Origin of the sequence: Brevundimonas vesicularis, from assembly GCF_032067225.1 — a bacterium.
Lineage (GTDB): Bacteria > Pseudomonadota > Alphaproteobacteria > Caulobacterales > Caulobacteraceae > Brevundimonas > Brevundimonas vesicularis_F.
In genome coordinates, this window is record NZ_DAMBJX010000005.1 from 65972 (window position 1) to 80968 (window position 14997).

14 protein-coding genes are annotated in these 14997 nt (G+C 66.4%); 12 read left to right on the top strand and 2 right to left on the bottom strand.

The genetic code is table 11. From position 1 onward, the window contains the following. The 6 genes from RT123_RS02400 to RT123_RS02425 form a co-directional block, all read left to right on the top strand. Positions 1-1805 (top strand): S46 family peptidase (locus RT123_RS02400; protein WP_313007562.1); only part of this gene is annotated, 1805 nt, incomplete at its 5' end. Then, positions 1802-2311: a GNAT family N-acetyltransferase gene (locus tag RT123_RS02405; protein ID WP_313007563.1), complete on the top strand. Its 510-nt coding sequence runs from the start codon at positions 1802-1804 to the stop codon at positions 2309-2311. The genes RT123_RS02400 and RT123_RS02405, both read left to right, overlap by 4 nt. A gap of 46 nt (positions 2312-2357) precedes the next feature. Then, a complete protein-coding gene (locus RT123_RS02410) occupies positions 2358-2933 on the top strand; it encodes a TetR/AcrR family transcriptional regulator (protein ID WP_137722195.1) in 576 nt (191 codons plus the stop codon). Beyond that, entirely contained in the window at positions 2933-4630 is a 1698-nt protein-coding gene (locus RT123_RS02415) for an MFS transporter (RefSeq protein ID WP_313007566.1), read from the top strand. Before RT123_RS02410 ends, RT123_RS02415 begins: the two co-directional genes overlap by 1 nt. 13 nt (positions 4631-4643) lie before the next feature. After that, a complete protein-coding gene (locus RT123_RS02420; RefSeq protein ID WP_313007568.1) occupies positions 4644-5759 on the top strand; it encodes an HlyD family secretion protein in 1116 nt (371 codons plus the stop codon). Positions 5760-5810: 51 nt separating this feature from the next. Beyond that, complete coding sequence (locus tag RT123_RS02425; protein WP_313007570.1) at positions 5811-5987, top strand: hypothetical protein; 177 nt, start codon at positions 5811-5813, stop codon at positions 5985-5987. A gap of 7 nt (positions 5988-5994) precedes the next feature. Here the strand turns inward: RT123_RS02425 and RT123_RS02430 are convergent, their stop codons facing one another. After that, complete coding sequence (locus RT123_RS02430) at positions 5995-6198, bottom strand: hypothetical protein (RefSeq protein ID WP_228763748.1); 204 nt, start codon at positions 6196-6198, stop codon at positions 5995-5997. 192 nt (positions 6199-6390) lie between these two features. Between RT123_RS02430 and RT123_RS02435 the strand changes: the two genes are divergently transcribed. From RT123_RS02435 to RT123_RS02450, 4 genes are all read left to right on the top strand, one after another. Continuing rightward, entirely contained in the window at positions 6391-7482 is a 1092-nt protein-coding gene (locus RT123_RS02435) for a site-specific DNA-methyltransferase (protein WP_313007571.1), read from the top strand. Positions 7483-7693: 211 nt separating this feature from the next. Continuing rightward, positions 7694-8806 (top strand): glycosyltransferase family 4 protein, encoded by a 1113-nt coding sequence (locus tag RT123_RS02440; protein ID WP_055806882.1) that lies wholly within the window; start codon positions 7694-7696, stop codon positions 8804-8806. A 117-nt stretch (positions 8807-8923) separates the two neighbouring features. Beyond that, a complete protein-coding gene (locus RT123_RS02445; protein WP_313007572.1) occupies positions 8924-10339 on the top strand; it encodes a VWA domain-containing protein in 1416 nt (471 codons plus the stop codon). A gap of 148 nt (positions 10340-10487) precedes the next feature. After that, positions 10488-12635, top strand: coding sequence for an amylo-alpha-1,6-glucosidase (locus RT123_RS02450; RefSeq protein WP_313007574.1), 2148 nt, complete (start codon positions 10488-10490; stop codon positions 12633-12635). Positions 12636-12638: 3 nt separating this feature from the next. Here the strand turns inward: RT123_RS02450 and mutY are convergent, their stop codons facing one another. Beyond that, a complete protein-coding gene (gene mutY / locus RT123_RS02455; RefSeq protein WP_313007576.1) occupies positions 12639-13688 on the bottom strand; it encodes an A/G-specific adenine glycosylase in 1050 nt (349 codons plus the stop codon). Positions 13689-13708: 20 nt separating this feature from the next. Here mutY and RT123_RS02460 point away from each other — a divergent pair, with 20 nt between their 5' ends. Both RT123_RS02460 and RT123_RS02465 read left to right on the top strand, forming a co-directional pair. Continuing rightward, positions 13709-14263: a DUF721 domain-containing protein gene (locus RT123_RS02460; RefSeq protein WP_295194303.1), complete on the top strand. Its 555-nt coding sequence runs from the start codon at positions 13709-13711 to the stop codon at positions 14261-14263. A 107-nt stretch (positions 14264-14370) separates the two neighbouring features. After that, on the top strand, positions 14371-14997 hold a 627-nt coding region (locus tag RT123_RS02465), incomplete at its 3' end, for a PAS domain-containing protein (protein WP_313007581.1).

Below are 14997 nucleotides of genomic sequence, written 5' to 3' on the forward strand. Positions count from 1 at the left end.
AACAGCAATATGGCGAGACCGGCTTTACGCCCAAAACGCGCGAGGAAGAGCGCAAATGTCCCGGCGCCACGGCCGAGATCCTGACCGACATCTCCGATGTCACCGAGCGGATGCACAAGGCCGGCGAAGGGCTTGAGGGCCAGGCCTTCACCCAGGCGCGCGAGGCCGAGGCCGGGCGGATCGAGACCGAAGCCTGCGGAAACGATCCCAAGATCCGCTGCCAGGTCGTCAGCCTGTACCGGGGCGGCCAGTTCAAACTCTACAAATACCGCAAATACAGCGATGTGCGCCTGGCCTGGGCGCCGGAAGACCGCGCCGCGACCTTCGGCGGCGATCTGGACAACTTCTCCTTCCCCCGCTTCGCCATCGATGCGGCCTTCATCCGTCTGTACGAAGACGGCAAGCCGGTCGAGACGCCGGTCCACTTCGCCTGGAACGCCGACAAGCCGACCGAGGGCGAGGCCGTCTTCATCACCGGCAATCCCGGCGCCACCCAGCGCCTGCTGACGATGGATCAGCTGGCGACCATCCGCGACGTGGTCCTGCCGCTGGATCAGTTGATCGCCTCGGAGCTGCGCGGCCGTCTGATCCGCTATTCCGAAGAGGGCGAGGACCAGGCCTTTATCGCCATGGACCCAATCGTGGGCGTGGAGAACACCTACAAGCGCGGCCTGGGCCGGATGCGCGCCCTGACCGACGCCCAGTTCATCCAGGCCAAGGCGGCGGCCGAGCTCGACTTCATGCAGCGCTACGCCGCCGCCAACGGAAATGGTCCCGATCCGTGGGGTGCGCTGGAAGCGGTCCAGCCCATCGCGCGCGAACTCTATGCCCCTACCGCCCTGCTGGAAGGCGGCACGGGCCTGGGCACCACCTCGGTCGCCGGTGGATCGCAGCTGTTCCAGTGGGCCAAGGCCATCGTGCGCGGCGCGCAGGAGCGAGCCAAGCCGTCGGTCCAGCGTCTGGCCGAGTTCGCCGACAGCCGCCTGCCGGGCGTCGAATCCGGTCTGTTCGCCGAGCGGCCGACCTATCCCGAGCTGGAGCAAATCCGGCTGGAATGGTGGCTATCCAAGACGCGCGAATGGCTGACGGTGGACAGCCCCTATGTTCGCACCCTGCTCGGCAAGGAAAGCCCCGAAGAGCTGTCGGCCCGCGTCGTCTCGGGCACCAAACTGGCCGATCCAGCCGTGCGTCGCGCCCTGTGGACCGGCGGCCTGGCGGCGGTTCAGGCGTCGGACGATCCGATGATCCAGTATGTACTGTCGATCGATGCGGACGCCCGCGCCGTTCGCACGGAATGGGAGAACAAGGTCAAGGCTCCGACCGACCGCGCGTCGGAACAGCTGGCGGCCGCCCGCTTCGCCGCCTACGGCGAGGCCGTCTATCCCGACGCCACCGGCACCCTGCGTCTGACCTATGGCAAGGTCGAAGGCTCCGATGTACCCGGCCAGCGCTTCGGCGCCTTCACCACCTTCGCCGGCCTGTGGGACCGCGCCACCGGCGCCGAACCGTTCAAGGTCGCGCCCAAGCTGATGGCCGCCAAGGATCGAATCGATCCGAACGCGGTGATGGACATGGCCGTCTCGACCGACACAATCGGCGGTTCGTCCGGCTCGCCCGCGGTCAACGCTCGGGGCGAGATCATCGGGGCCAACTTCGATTCCACCGTCCTGACCCAGCGCAACGCCTATGGCTATGACCGCAACACCAACCGCAGCGTGATCGTCACCACCCAGGCCGTCACCGTGGCCCTGCGCGACGTCTATGGGATGGATCATCTGCTGACGGAGCTGGGCGTCAGCCGGTGACGCCGATCGCCGTCCGCGCGGCGACGTCCGACGACGTCGTCGCGCTGCATCCGCTGATCGAGCGCGCCTATCGCGGCGACACCGCCAAGGCCGGCTGGACGCACGAGGCGGACATGCTGTTCGATGATCGCACCAGCGCGGCGGAACTGTCGGCCCTGATCGCCGATCCCGACCGGGTCGTCCTGCTGGCCCATCGCGACGGCGCGCTGATCGGCTGCGTCCAGGTCGCCCGCGCCGACGAGGACCTGGCCTATCTCGGCATGCTGACGGTCGAGCCGACCTTGCAGGCGTCCGGCCTTGGCCGTCGTCTGCTCGCGGCCGCCGAAAGCGAAGCGGTCGCGCGCTTCGGCGCCCGTCGCATGGAGATGACCGTCATCCACCGCCGCGCCGAACTGATCGCCTGGTACGAACGACGCGGTTACGCCCCAACCGGCGAAGCCCGCCCCTTCCCCGTCGATCCGCCCCGACCCGAGCTGGAATTCGTGGTGCTAGAAAAAGCGCTCTAGCCGCCCCTTGAAAAACGGACAGTCGTGTCCATTTACGCGCCTCACCATGACGCGCCCTGCCGAAAAACCTGTCCGCAAGGACGCCGCTCTGAACCGGGCGGCAGTGCTGGAGGCCGCGCGCGCGGTCTTCGCCGATCAGGGGCTGGATGCGCCCCTGGATCTGATCGCCGAACGGGCCGGGGTGGGGCGCGGCACCCTGTATCGGCACTTCTCCGACCGCACCGAACTGGCCCTGGCGGTGCTGGAGGCCGACGTCGCGGACCTGGGTCGGCGCACCGCCGAACAGGGCGATGATCCGCAGGCCTTCTTCTGGTTTCTCGACCGGCTGGCCGAGGACATGGTGCGCAATGCGGGACTGGCCGGCGTCGTGCGGAACGTGCGGTCGCCAGATGCGCTTACACCGTTGCGGCAGAGCTTGATGGAGGCGGGCGCCGCACCGCTGAAGCGGGCTCAGGCCGCCGGCCTGGTGAGGGAGGATCTGCGGCCGATGGACATCCGTCTGATCGCCACCCTGCTGGGCGCCGGTTTTCAGGGCGCGGACGAAGCCGAGCGCCAGGCCGTGTCGCTGCGCACCCGCGCGCTTGTGCTCGACGGGCTGAGACCTCGCGGGGGGCCGCGCTGATGGCCCGCAACAACTGGCATCTGCCCTGGGAACAGTATGTCGAGACGCTAAAGCCGCACGAGCGGCCGATGATGCCCGGCTCTCCCGCCACCCCCGATCACGCCTGGCCGATGCGGATCCAGTACGCCCTGACCGGCCTGCTGGTCGCCATGGTCGGATCGCTGGGCAACGCCGCCGTCACCGCCAATATCCAGAACCTGCAAGGTTCGCTGGGGATCACGATCACCGAGGCCGCCTGGCTGCCGGTCGCCTTCGTCATGACCAACGCCTGCATGAACCTGATCCTCGTCAAGTTCCGGATGCAGTACGGCTTGCGCCTGTTCACCCAGATCTTCCTGGGGGCCTTCGTGCTGGTCTGCGCAGCCCACCTGTTCGTCGACAACTACCAATCGACCCTGCTGGTGCGGGCCATCGCCGGCATGGCGGGCGCGGGCCTTTCCAGCCTGGGCTTTCTCTACATCATCCAGGCCTTTCCGGCGGCGCATAGGCTGAAAGGGCTGATCATCGGGATCGGCCTGGCCAGTTTCGCCATGCCGATTTCGCGCCTTGTCATGCCCGGCCTGCTCCAGCTGGGCGACTGGCGCGCCTTCTACATGTTCGAGCTGGGCCTGTGCCTGGTCGCCTGGGGCGCGGTGCAGGTGGTCAAGCTGCCGCCGTCCGAGCGGCTGCGGGTATTCGACCGGCTGGACTTCCTGACCTTCGCCCTGTTTGCGCCAGGCGTGGCCCTGCTGTGCGCGGCCCTGGGTCTGGGGCGCATCGTCTGGTGGACGCAAGCCGCCTGGATCGGCTGGGCCCTGATCGGGTCCGTCATCCTGCTGACCGCCGCCTTCTTGGTCGAGCACAATCGCAAGAACCCGCTGATCAACACCCGCTGGCTGACCGGGCCGGACCTGCTGCGCCTGTTCGGGGCGATCCTGCTGATCCGCATCGTGCTGTCGGAACAGACATCCGGCGCGGTGGGCTTCCTGACCGTCGTCGGCTTGGGACCAGATCAGCTTCACGGCCTGTTCGTCGTCATTCTACTGTCGATGATCGCCGGCACCCTGGTCAGCGCCTTCACCCTGAACATGGAGAAGCTGAACAAGCCGATCGCCATCGCCCTGGCGCTGATCGCGGTCGGCGCCTGGATCGACAGCCATTCGACGGTCCTGACGCGCCCGGCGCAGCTGTATTTCAGCCAGGCCCTGATCGCCTTCGCCTCGGCCATGTTCATCGGCCCGGCGCTGATGATCGGCATCGTCAAGGTGCTGACCCAGGGCAAGCAGAACCTGATCAGCTTCATCGTCATGTTCAGCGTGCTTCAGAACGTCGGCGGTCTGGCGGGTTCGGCTCTGACCGGGACGCTTCAGATCCTCCGCGAGAAGTACCATTCCAATCAGCTGGCGGCCGGGATTTCGGCGCTGGATCCGCAGGTCGCCTTGCGGCTGCGCCAGCTGTCGGGCGCCTATGCCTCGACGATAACGGACCCCGCGCTGGCGAACGCCGAAGGCGCCGTCCTGCTGGGCCGACAGGTGACGCAGCAGGCCAATGTGCTGGCTTACAACGACGTCTTTCTGGTCATCGCCGTGATCGCGGCCCTGGGCTCCGCCTGGGTGACCGCCACCCACCTGCGGCCGCGCTGGAAGGCGCGCCGCGACGCCACGAACAACAATGCAGACGCTGCGGTCCAGAGCGCCGCCGTCGCCGCCGCCGACTGAACCGAGACCCACAATGACCGATGCCGCCCCGCCCGCCCCCGCCTCTGCCGCCCCCGCCGCCCCGCAAGCGCCCTCTGCGGCTCCGCCTGCACCTGCGCCGAAGAAGAACGTCATGTGGACCGTCATCGCCGCCGGGGTCGCCCTGCTGGGCGTGCTGATGGTGCTGTACGCCTGGCAGTTGCCGCCCTTCCGGGGCGCGATCCAGCGCACGGACAACGCCTATGTGCGCGGCCAGGTGACGATCATCAGCCCGCAGGTGAACGGCTATGTCGTCCAGGTGCCGGTCCAGGACTTCCAGACCGTCCAACAGGGGCAGTTGCTGGCCCAGGTGGACGATCGCATCTATCGCCAGCGGCTGGAGCAGGCCGAGGCCAGCCTGCACTCGGCCCAGGCGGCCCTGTCCAACTCGACCCAGACCCAGGCGTCGGCGCGCGGATCTGTGGCCCAGCAGCGCGCTTCCATCGCCGCCGCCGAAGCGACGTTGACACGAGCCCAGGCCGACGCCAACCGCGCCCGCACCCTGAAGGCCGGCGGCTGGGTCGCCCAGGCCAATGTGGACGTCGCCGAAGCCGCCCTGCGTAGCGCCCAGGCCCAGGTCGCCCAGGCCCGCGCCGCCGAGGGCATCGCCCAGACCGGCGTCACCTCCGCCGTCGTCGGCCGCGACAGCCTGGCCGCCGCCGTCGAGAACGCCCAGGCCGCCGTGCGTCTGGCTCAGATCGACCTGGCCAACACCCGCATCGTCGCCCCCCGCGCCGGCCGTCTGGGCGAGATCGGCGTGCGTCAGGGCCAGTATGTGACGGCGGGAACCCAGCTGATGGGTCTGGTGCCGGACGTGGTCTGGGTCACGGCCAATATGAAGGAGACGCAGATGAAGAACATTCGCGTCGGCCAGCCGGTCGAGATCACGGTGGACGCCCTGGGCGGCCAGACCCTGCGCGGCCATGTCGAACGCATCGCCCCCGCCGCCGGGTCGGAGTTCAGCGTCATCCGCCCCGACAACGCCACCGGCAACTTCACCAAGGTCGCCCAGCGCATCCCGGTCCGCATCCGCATCGACCCGAACCAGCCCGCCGCCGAGCGCTTGGCGCCGGGCATGTCGGTGGTGGCGAAGGTCAATACGGCCGGCTGACGGAACGCGCCGCTCTCCATCGCACTACCTATCCCAGCAATGGAGAGCACCATGGACAGTGAACAGACCAAGGGTCGTGAAGAGAACGGCGCCGATCCCGCCGGCAAGCCGGACGCCCTGACCTCCGACAAGGCGACCAAGGCGGTCGGTCAGGCCGAGCGCCAAAGCGCGGGACCGGACGGTCCCGACGCCGCCGAGATCGGCGACACCTTCAAGCGCAAGCCCTGACGCCGGATCAGGCCGATCGCGGCGACAGGCTGGCGGCGAGCAGATGCACGTCGTGCGCCCGCATCCGCTCGAAGTTTCCCAGCCCCAGGGCCAGGGCGCGCATGATCTCGGTCTGTCGCGTATGTTCGGGATGGGCGGGCAAGGACGGCTCCGCCCGCGCCAGCTCCGCATCCAGTTCGGCCATCATATGGGCCAGGATTCCGTCGTTCATCTGATCCTCCATCACGCCGCCGACCGCCGCAGACGGTTAGAGCAGGAACGGAACAAATGCGGAACAAGCTGATCGAAGAAGGCTGTGGATGGTGCGGCCGGATCGCAAAATCGTCCGGCTGACCCTGCCGTTTAATCCACCTTAACCACAAGGATTCACCATAGCGGTCTCACTGTTGCGGGGCCGCGTTCCATGTCCGATCTGAAGACCCCTGTCCTCGCCAAGGACGTCATTCATCGTGGCGACTGCATCAAGGTGCTGAAGAGCTTGCCCGACGCCTCGGTGGACATGGTCTTCGCCGATCCGCCCTATAATCTGCAGTTGGGCGGCGACCTGCTGCGTCCCGACAACTCCAAGGTCGATGCCGTCGACGACGACTGGGATAAGTTCGCGAGCTTCGCCGAATACGACGCCTTCACCCGCGCTTGGCTGGCGGAATGCCGCCGCGTCCTGAAGCCCGAGGGCTCGATCTGGGTGATCGGCAGCTATCATAATGTCTTCCGCCTGGGATCGGCGATCCAGGATCTGGGCTTCTGGGTGCTGAACGACATAATCTGGCGCAAGTCCAACCCGATGCCGAACTTCAAGGGCACCCGGTTCACCAACGCCCATGAGACCCTGATCTGGGCCGCCAAGTCGCGGGATCAGAAGCGCTACACCTTCAACTATGATGCGCTGAAGGCCTTCAACGAAGACACCCAGATGCGCTCCGACTGGACCTTCGCCCTGTGCACGGGCGAGGAGCGGATCAAGGACGCAGACGGCAAGAAGGCCCATCCGACCCAGAAGCCCGAAGCCCTGCTGCACCGCGTCCTGCTGTCGGCGACGCGCCCCGGCGACGTGATCCTGGATCCCTTCTTCGGCACCGGCACCACCGGCGCCGCCGCCAAGCGCCTCGGCCGCCACTACATCGGGATCGAACGTGACGAGACCTATGCCGAGGTCGCCGAAACCCGCATCGCCTCGGTCATCCCTGCCCGCCCCGAAGACCTGATGGTCACAGGCTCCAAGCGCGCCGAACCCAAGGTGCCGTTCGGCGCCCTGGTCGAGGCCGGCCTGCTGCAACCCGGCGACCGCCTTTATTGCCCCAAGGGCGAGCGTGAGGCGCGTGTTCGTGCGGACGGTTCGCTGGTTCACGGTTCGCTCAGCGGCTCGATCCACAAGCTGGGCGCGCTGCTGGAGAATGCGCCGGCCTGCAACGGCTGGACCTACTGGCGCTTCAAGACCGACCAGGGGCTAAAATCCATCGACGCCCTCCGGTCGGAAGTTCGCGCCGCGATGTAAGCCCGCTGCGACTGCCCGTCGCGTAAGCCACATCAATCACTTAGCCGGCAATCCGCCGCGAATACGTACGCTTTCGCACACTCAATATGGGTCAGCGTCGCTGTAACCCCGCGAAACCTATGTGAAAATTCATCGCCTGCGATGGAACTTCGCAGTTGCGAGAACATTGATGTCAACGGCCCGCCAGGATGCGGTGTCGGAGCACATCACCATGAAAATCGCGCAGATCACCCCTCTGTATGAGGCCGTGCCTCCCAAGCTGTACGGTGGCACGGAGCGTGTGGTGGCGCATCTGACCGACGCCTTGGTCGATCTGGGCCACGACGTGACTCTGTTCGCCAGCGCCGACGCCCAGACCAAGGCCCGTCTGGTGCCCGTGCGCGATCAGGCCATCCGTCTGGATCCGGCGCCACTGAAATCCGACCTCGCCGCTCACCTGTCGATGCTGGGCGAAGTTCTGGACCGCGCCGACGAGTTTGACGTCATCCACTTCCATACCGACATGGTCCACTTCCCGCTGTTCCAGAAATATGCGGACAAGACTTTGACGACCCTTCACGGCCGTCTGGACATGAAGGACCTGCCCGGCGTCTATGCGCGCTGGAGCGAGTTCGGCCTAGTCTCCATCTCCGATGATCAGCGTAAGCCGCTGCATTTCGCCAACTGGAAAGCCACCGTCCATCACGGCATGCCGGGCGAACAGTACATCTTCTCCCCGAAGTCCGAGGGCTATCTAGCCTTCCTGGGTCGCATCTCGCCCGAGAAACGCCCCGACCGCGCCATCGAGATCGCCACCAAACTGGGCAAGCGTTTGAAGATGGCCGCCAAGGTGGACGCCGCCGACAAACGCTATTGGGAAGAAACGATTCGCCCACTGGTTGAGGGCAATCCGCTGATCGAGTTCATCGGCGAAATCGGCGATCACCAGAAGTCCGCCTTCCTCGGCGGCGCCGAGGCCCTGCTCTTCCCTATCGACTGGCCGGAGCCGTTCGGTTTGGTGATGATCGAGGCCATGGCCTGCGGCACGCCGGTCGTCGCTTTCCGCTGCGGCTCGACGCCTGAGGTCATCGAAGACGGCGCCACCGGCTTCCTGGTCGATACGATGGAACAGGCCATCGCCGCGGCCGGACGCGCGCATCTGCTGGACCGCGAGGCGATCCGCGCGCGGTTTGATCTGCGGTTCTCGGCCACCGCCATGGCGCGCCGGTATCTGGACGTCTACGGCGATTTACTGGCCCGTCGCCCGTTCGCGGAAACCGCGCTGGATGACGTGGTCACGCCGTTGCGTCCGCGTGAAGAACGCAGCTTCGCCGCCACCGCCTGAAACCAACTCAGTCAGGACGCCGTTGCAATCCTAAGTTTGTAACGGCGTTCACCCAAAAGTTAAGCTTATCCATTACGGTCGTCCCAAATCGGGGCGACCACTATGCAATGGACAGCGATGAGGCGGCGGCTGGCGCATCTGCGCCGGAATACCGCGGGCAACATTGCGACCTTCTTCGCCCTGTCCGCCATGGGCCTGACACTGATGGTCGGCCTGGCCATCGACATCAATCGCTATGTCTCGGTCAGGAACCAGGTACAGGAAGCGCTCGATGCAGCGGCGTTGGGGGCTGCGGCGTCCCGCGCCCAGACCGTCAAGGAGCTGGAAGCGGTCGGCGGTCCCTATCTGGAGGCCAATCTGAAGACTGGCCAACTGATCGATGGCTGGAAGACCGGCACCCAATATGTCGATGGCAAAATCGTCAGGGTGACGTTCAAGGGCGGGGTCAAACCCATCTTCGCGGGTCTGGCCGGCGTCAAACAGTTCGACATCAACGCCCTGTCCGAGGCGACGCGCGGCGTGGCGCAAAAGATCGAGACCGTCCTGGTGCTCGATAACACCTGGTCCATGAGCGAAAAGGACAGCCGGTCGATCAAGCGGATCGATGCGCTAAAGAGCTCGGCCAGTCTGCTGGTCAACGAGTTGATGGCGACCGAGAGCGACGAGGTCTCGATCGGCGTCGTGCCCTATGCGGACTACGTCAACGTCGGGATTGCCAATCGCAAGGCCCCGTGGATTTCCGTGCCCGACGACTATGTTCAGGAGCGCACCTGCACGACCAAGACGACCTACAGCGGCGGCACCCCCTACCCGTGCACCACCGTGCGCGACGGCGTCAGCGAGACCGGCACCTGCTATAAGGATCAGGTGGTCAAGACGGTCACGGTCCCGCCATATGCTTGCAACGTCAGCTACAAGTGGTTCGGCTGCGTCTATTCGCGCAACGTCGGCACGACGCGGCTAAACGACCAGTCGCCGGCGACGCCCTACAAGGGTTTTCTGACGACGGGCCAGAGTTGCCTGAATGCGGTCAGTCCCTTGTCCAAGAGCAAGTCCAGCGTCCTGAACGCAATCAAGAACCTCGTCATCAATGTCGGCGGCTACAAACCCGAAACCCACATTCCATCCGGCCTGATCTGGGGCATCAATCTCTTGTCGCCTACCGCGCCGTTCCAGGAAGCCGGCGCCTACGATCCCGCGAACCGCACGCCGCGCAAGATTCTGGTGCTGATGACCGACGGTGTGAACACCCTGCGCTATCGCTCATCGGATGGGGCGCACGTCGCCACGGTCAAAGCCAATGAGCTTGCGGCGACGGATGCCGATCTCGGTTCGATCTGTACCTACGCCAAGTCGAACAAGATCGAGGTCTTCACTGTCGGCCTCAACGTGCCCACGCAGAACGGACGCAATCTGCTGAGGACCTGCGCCAGCGATTCCGACCATGCCTTCCTGGCCGAAGACAGCGCCGCTCTGGAAGCCGCCTTCCGCGACATCGCGCGGTCCATCGGCGTCGTGCGACTGATCAAATGAAGGTCTCCAGGCCTCTGTTGACGAAAAAGCACAGGTTCGCCTGAACCCGTCGGCGACTTGCCCATTAAAGTCTGCAAGCGGCCCCTGAGCGCCGCATTCGGGTGCGACACGTTCGGCCAAGGCCTCACAACGACGGGGAAGAGACCGCATGGACGACGCCTATTCCACTCAACTGACCGCCGGTGAATCGGTCGAGGCCACGGGTCTCGAGCAGCTGATGGCGCTGAAGGAAGGCGATACCTTCCTGGTCGCCGACGGATGGGGCGACATGAAGGGCGGCGCCGACGGCCTGTTCGCAGGCGACACCCGCGTCCTGTCGCGTTGGGCGATGACCGTCGGCCTGCTGAAGCCGTCGCGCCTGTCGTCCGGCGTCAGCCAGGACAACGTCTTCTTCTCCTGCCACACCACCAATCGTCCCCTGCCCCCGATGGGCGGCCGATCGGCGCCGGCCGGCGTCCTGCATATCGAGCGCCGGCGCTTCCTGTGGAACCGGCGGATGTTCGAGCGCATCCGCATGGTCAACCATGGGGTGGAGGACATCCTGCTGCCGCTGGCCTTCGATTTCGGCGCGGACTTCTTCGATATCTTCCAGGTGCGCGGCACGCCGCGAGCCAAGCGCGGGACGATCCACACGCCGACCACCGATGGCCGCCGCGTCACCTTCCGCTACACCGGCCTGGACGACGTGGACCGGTCCAGTTGCATCGCCTTTTCCGAACCGCCCGCGCGCCTGACGCATCAACGCGCCGAGTTCATGTTCAGCCTGCCCAAGGGCCGCTCGCTGGATCTGTTCATCGAATGCGGCGTCGATGCCTGCGAGACGCCGGACGCCGATCGCTGGCGCCAGAACGCCATCCAGGCCCGCCTGGCCATGCGCGCCAAACGCCGGCGCGGCGCCTCGGTGCGCGGCCCGCGCAGCCCGCGCTTCAACGACTGGCTGGACCAGTCGCGCGCCGACATGGCGCTGTTGACCACAGACTTGCCGACCGGCCCCTATCCCTATGCAGGCACGCCGTGGTTCTCGACCCCGTTCGGCCGCGACGGCATCATTTCGGCCTGGCAAATGCTTTGGCTGGATCCGTCGCTGGCCAAGGGCGTGCTGACCTATCTGGCCTCACGCCAGGCGACCGAGACGTCGCTCTATCAAGACAGCCAGCCCGGCAAGATCATGCACGAAACCCGCGGCGGCGAGATGAGCGCCCTGCACGAGGTGCCGTTCGGTCTCTACTACGGCGGGGTCGACACCACCTGTCTGTTCGTGGCCCTGGCCGGAGCCTACGCCAACCGCACCGGCGATCTGGATCTGATCCGCAAGCTCTGGCCCAATCTGATCGCGGCCGCCGACTGGATGCGCGACTATGGCGACAGCAACAACGACGGCCTGATCGACTACCAGCGCGGGGCCGACACCGGCCTGTCCAACCAGGGCTGGAAGGACTCAGAGGATTCCATCTTCCACGCCGACGGCCGCTTCCCCAAGGGTCCGATCGCGCTTCTGGAGGTTCAGGGCTACGCCTTCGCCGCCTGGAAAGCGCTGGGTGATCTAGGTGAGCGTCTGCACGACGACCGCACGACCGAATGGCGTATGCGCGCCGAACAGGTCCGCTCTCTGGTCGAGGAAAAGTTCTGGATGGAGGACGAGGGCTTCTACGCTGTAGCCCTCGATGGCGACGGCCAGCAATGTCGCGCCATCGCCTCCAACGCAGGGCATCTGCTGTTTACCGGCCTGCCATCACTAGAACGCGCTAGGCGCGTCACAAAACGCCTGCTGACCGCCGAGTTCCGCACCGGCTGGGGCATCCGCACGCTGGAGGTGGGACAGGCCCGTTTCAATCCGATGAGTTATCATAACGGCTCGGTCTGGCCGCACGACACCGCCATGGCCGCCGCCGGCATGGCCGCCTATGGCGAGCGGGATGCGGTGGCCGAAATCCTGGCCGAGATCTACGCCGCCGCCGCCCACTTCCACCTGCGGCTGCCCGAACTGTTCTGCGGCTTCCCGCGTGAGCCGGGCGAGCCGCCCATCGCCTATCCGGTCGCCTGCCTGCCCCAGGCCTGGGCGGCGGGGTCGGTCTTCCTGATGCTTCAGGCGACCCTGGGCCTGTCGATCGACGCCTGGACCGAGACGGTCGATCTGGCTGACCCCGTCCTGCCTGCCGGTCTGGACCGTCTCAAGATCACCGGCCTGGAAGTCGGCGGCGCCGTTGTCGATCTGAATATCCAGCACGCCGACGGTCGCGCCGTGGTCATCCCGCATCACAAGCAGGGCAAGGTTTCGATCCGCACGTTGCGTTAGGCTTCAGCCGAACAGATCAGGCGCGCTCGCCCGATCCAGCGCCTTGGCGAAGACCGTCGGCAGGGCGGCCCGCGCCGCCTCGATCGGCATCCAGCGATAGTCACCGTCCGCATCGACGCGCGCGGTCATCACCGCCAGCGTCAGGCTGAAGTGGGTGAAGACGTGCTCCACAGCCCCCGCGTCGCGCCAGTCGGCCTCGACCGGCGCTGCGGCAACAGGCTCGCCTGTCGTCCAGTCGCTGGTCGGCAGGCCCAGCATTCCGCCCAGCAGCCCCTTTTCAGACCGCGTCTCGACTGCGACCCGCCCCTGATCATCGATCAGCACATAGGCCGCGCCCCGCCGATGCGGTCGGTCCGCCTTCTTCGTCTTCATCGGAAACCGGGCCGGGTCGCCCGTGGCCAGACCCCGGCATTCGCTGGCTACCGGACAGGTCCCGCACGACGGTGATTTGGGCCGGCAAACCGTCGCGCCCAGATCCATCAACGCCTGCGCCCAATCCCCTGGCCGCTCGTCGGTGACGAACAGGCCGGCCAGCCGCTTCAGCTCGGGCCGGGCGGCGGGGACCGGCGTCTCGACCGCGAACAGCCGCGCCATTACCCGCTCGACATTGCCGTCCACGACATTAGCCGCCCGGTCGAAGGCGATGGAGGCGACGGCTGCGGCCGTATAGGCGCCCACGCCCGGCAGGGCGAGCAGCGCCGCTTCGGTGTCCGGAAACACCCCGCCATGCTCGCCCGCCACCGCCCGCGCACAGGCCAGCAGATTGCGCGCACGCGCATAGTAGCCCAGCCCCGCCCAGGCCCCCATCACCTCCGCATCCTCGGCCGCCGCCAAATCCGAGACCGTCGGCCAGCGCATGGTGAAGGCGTGGAAATACGGCGTCGCATGCGGCACGGTCGTCTGCTGCAGCATGACCTCTGACAGCCAGACGCGGTACGGCTCGGTCCGTGGCGCGCCGAAGGCGGCGCGCCACGGCAGGGTGCGCGCGTTGGCGTCGTACCAGGCCAGCAGCCGTGAGCGGATCAGGTCTATGTCGGGAGAGACGTCAGGCATCGGTCGGGCTATATAGACCCATGCGCCGCACGCTGCCCACAGACGCCGAGGTCCGCGAGATCCTGTCTCGCCGCCGCACCCGTCCGGTCCCCCGACCGGCGCCGCGCGCAGGCAAGGCGCTGACGCCCCTGATCAAGAAGCTGGACGAGCAGTTCGGACGCGGCGCCGGCGCGTTGGAACCCCGTTGGCGTGAGATCGTCGGCGATCGCCTGGCGCGCGTGACCCGACCTCAGAAACTGACCAAGGGCAAGGGCGGTCAGCCCGGCGTGCTGGAACTGCGCGTGGCCGGCGCCGCCGCCCTGCTGATCCAGCACCAGTCCGAGGACATTCTGGCCCGCGTCAACCTGTTCCTGGGCGCCGGGACGGTGGATCGGCTGCGCATCGCCCAAGGTCCGGTCGCCCCATTGAAGGAGGCCGCCGCCCGGCCAAAACGCAGCGCCAAGCCGCCGCCCCTGCCCGCCCAGGCCGAGGCCGATCTCGCCGCATCGATCGCTTCAGCCCCCGACGATCTGCGCGCCGCCCTGGCCCGGCTGGGCCGCGTCGCCCTGTCGCGCTCCGACATCAAGTCCGACTGAGCGCCGCGCCTTGGTTGGCAGTCGCCCCCCGGTGCTGTAGGAAGAGATTGTAAAGCGACAAATATCCGCACGGCGCTTCCGGTCGCGCGCCTGTATTCCGAGTCCCGATGAAGCAGCAAGACGACTGGCGACTTACCGATGTCGTCGAACACGAAATCGGGCGCGGAGATCCGTTCGCCGCTGCCATACGTGGCACGCGCATGCCGATGGTCATCACCGACCCGCGTCGCGACGACAATCCCATCGTCTTCGCCAACAAGGCCTTTCAGGACCTGACCGGCTACGAGCGCGACGAGATCATCGGCCAGAACTGCCGTTTTCTTCAGGGGCCAGATTCCGATAGGGACGCCGTGGCCAAAATCCGCGACGCCCTGCAGGCCGGTACAGACATCCACATCGATCTGCTGAACTATCGCAAGGACGGCAGCACCTTCTGGAACGCCCTGTTCATCAGCCCTGTGCGCAACGCCCACGGCGACATCGAATATTTCTTCGCCTCGCAGTTGGACGTGACCGAGCGGATCGAGGCCCAGGCCTATGTCGAAAAGCAGAAGGCCCTGGTCGAACGCGAAGTCGCCGCCCGCACCGCCGATCTGCAAGAGGCGCTCGCCGCCAAGACCCTGCTGCTTCACGAGGTCGATCACAGGGTCAAGAACAACCTGACCATGATCGGCTCGCTGCTGCGGCTGCAATCGCGCTCGCTGTCCGATCCGGCCCTCACCGCCACCTTGGAC

Coding starts and splice junctions, on each gene's coding strand:
- RT123_RS02410 (WP_137722195.1), top strand. CDS start 2,358: ATGACGCGCCCTGCCGAAAAACCTGTCCGCAAGGACGCCGCTCTGAAC.
- RT123_RS02415 (WP_313007566.1), top strand. CDS start 2,933: ATGGCCCGCAACAACTGGCATCTGCCCTGGGAACAGTATGTCGAGACG.
- RT123_RS02420 (WP_313007568.1), top strand. CDS start 4,644: ATGACCGATGCCGCCCCGCCCGCCCCCGCCTCTGCCGCCCCCGCCGCC.
- RT123_RS02425 (WP_313007570.1), top strand. CDS start 5,811: ATGGACAGTGAACAGACCAAGGGTCGTGAAGAGAACGGCGCCGATCCC.
- RT123_RS02430 (WP_228763748.1), bottom strand. CDS start 6,198: ATGAACGACGGAATCCTGGCCCATATGATGGCCGAACTGGATGCGGAG.
- RT123_RS02435 (WP_313007571.1), top strand. CDS start 6,391: ATGTCCGATCTGAAGACCCCTGTCCTCGCCAAGGACGTCATTCATCGT.
- RT123_RS02440 (WP_055806882.1), top strand. CDS start 7,694: ATGAAAATCGCGCAGATCACCCCTCTGTATGAGGCCGTGCCTCCCAAG.
- RT123_RS02445 (WP_313007572.1), top strand. CDS start 8,924: ATGAGGCGGCGGCTGGCGCATCTGCGCCGGAATACCGCGGGCAACATT.
- RT123_RS02450 (WP_313007574.1), top strand. CDS start 10,488: ATGGACGACGCCTATTCCACTCAACTGACCGCCGGTGAATCGGTCGAG.
- mutY (WP_313007576.1), bottom strand. CDS start 13,688: ATGCCTGACGTCTCTCCCGACATAGACCTGATCCGCTCACGGCTGCTG.
- RT123_RS02460 (WP_295194303.1), top strand. CDS start 13,709: ATGCGCCGCACGCTGCCCACAGACGCCGAGGTCCGCGAGATCCTGTCT.